Origin of the sequence: Methylorubrum podarium (assembly GCF_022179745.1) — a bacterium.
GTDB lineage: Bacteria > Pseudomonadota > Alphaproteobacteria > Rhizobiales > Beijerinckiaceae > Methylobacterium > Methylobacterium podarium.
Genome location: NZ_BPRD01000375.1, coordinates 1 through 1,574, shown reverse-complemented (window position 1 = coordinate 1,574; position 1,574 = coordinate 1). Strand labels below are relative to the sequence as shown.

3 protein-coding genes are annotated in these 1,574 nt (G+C 67.5%); 1 reads left to right on the top strand and 2 read right to left on the bottom strand.

The annotated features are described in order from the left end of the window. A partial coding sequence (locus MFF42_RS18160; protein WP_238257006.1) for an extracellular solute-binding protein occupies positions 1-645 on the bottom strand: 645 nt, incomplete at its 3' end. Further along, complete coding sequence (locus tag MFF42_RS18155) at positions 642-1,001, bottom strand: RidA family protein (protein WP_238257005.1); 360 nt, start codon at positions 999-1,001, stop codon at positions 642-644. The genes MFF42_RS18155 and MFF42_RS18160, both read right to left, overlap by 4 nt. A 264-nt stretch (positions 1,002-1,265) precedes the next feature. Between MFF42_RS18155 and MFF42_RS18150 the strand changes: the two genes are divergently transcribed. Beyond that, positions 1,266-1,532 carry a GlsB/YeaQ/YmgE family stress response membrane protein gene (locus tag MFF42_RS18150; protein WP_012456206.1) on the top strand — a complete coding sequence of 89 codons (267 nt, stop codon included), beginning with the start codon at positions 1,266-1,268 and terminating at the stop codon, positions 1,530-1,532. Positions 1,533-1,574 lie beyond the last annotated feature (42 nt).

Sequence of the window (1,574 nt, the reverse complement as noted above, 5' to 3'; positions counted from 1 at the left end):
GCGGACCTTGTAGAGGGCGTCGGTGACGGCGGTGATGTCGTCCCAGCGCTTCGAGTCGGACTTGTAGCCGTAGAAGGGCAGGATCGACGGGATCAGGTCCTCGGGGGAATCGAGGAGCATGACGCCGCAATCCTTGAGCTTCGCGATGAAGCCCGGATTGAGCACGAGGCTCCAGCTGTTGAGGGGCGCGTTCGGGCCGAGCCGCTCGCGCACGGCGGCCACATTCACGCCGATCCCGGTGGTGCCCCACATGTAGTCGACGGCGAAGGCGTTGCCCGGATCGTAGGCCTGGAGCCGGCCGGTGATCTCGGGCCAGGCGTTCTTGAGGTTCGGGATCTTGCCCTTGTCGAGGGGCAGGAACACGCCGGCCTTGATCAGGCGCTGCAGGAAGGGGCCGGAGGGGACGACGACGTCGTAGCCGGACTTGCCGGCGAGCAGCTTCGTCTCGAGGATCTCGTTGTTGTCGTAGGTGTCGTAGACGACCTTGATCCCCGTCTCCCGGGTGAAGTCGTCGAGCACCTTCGGGTCGATGTAGTCCGACCAGTTGTAGATGTTGACGACGCGCTCCTCGGCGCCCGCGCCGCCGGCGGCCGCGAGGAGAAGGGGGAGGGCGGCGAGCCCTCCCAGCAGGCGCCGCCGGATCACGGTTTGCCCCGCGCGGCGGTGACGGCGATCTCGACGCGGTATTCCGGCGCGACGAGCCGGGCTTCCACGGTGGCACGGGCGGGCGGGTTGTCGCGATCGACCCAGGCGTCCCAGGCCGCGTTCATCTCGGCGAAGCCGCCGATATCGGCGAGATAGATCGTCGCCGAGAGGATGCGGGACTTGTCGCTGCCCGCCTGCATCAGCAGCCGGTCGATCTGCTCCAGGATCTGCTGCGTCTGCGCGGTGACGCCGGTGCCGACCACGTCGGCGGCCACCTGGCCCGCCAGGAAGACGAGGTCGCCGTGGGCGACCGCCTGGGACATGCGCGGGCCGGTCTCGTAGCGTTCGATGGTCATCGTGGGTTCGCCGGTCTCGGTTCGTGAAGGAGGCCGACCCTTCTGCCGCCCCGAGCGGTTCTCCGTAAAGGGGCTTGGGCGGCGCGCCCGCCGCGAAAGACCGGGCCGGCGCCGCGGGGCCGGTTTTTCACGGGATCGGTTTTTTTGAACGCCCCGCATTTCCCGAGGCAACCGGCATCGCGGCTCGCGCGTTTGTCCCACGAATACGGCCAAGTCTTCCGGCCGGACCTTCAGGTCGAAGACGCTATTCGGGGTTGGATCGACATGGAAATTCTCTGGACCATCATCATCGGCTTCGTCGCCGGCGTCATCGCCAAGTTCATCATGCCCGGTGACAAGGAGCCCGCCGGCTTCATCATGACGACGATCCTCGGCATCGTCGGCGCTTTCGTCGCCACCTTCATCGGTCAGGCGGTCGGCTGGTACGGGCCCAACGAGGGCGCCCGCTTCATCGGCTCCATCGTCGGCGCCTGCGTCGTGCTCGCGATCTACGGCTTCATCGCCGGCCGCACCAGCAGCCGCTCGCTCTGACGCGCGATCTCTCACCGATACGAGAAAAGGGGCGCTCCCGCG

What these genes read in the sequence shown, in the direction of transcription:
- MFF42_RS18150 (WP_012456206.1), top strand. Translation starts at nt 1,266, where the DNA reads ATGGAAATTCTCTGGACCATCATCATCGGCTTCGTCGCCGGCGTCATC.
- MFF42_RS18155 (WP_238257005.1), bottom strand. Translation starts at nt 1,001, where the DNA reads ATGACCATCGAACGCTACGAGACCGGCCCGCGCATGTCCCAGGCGGTC.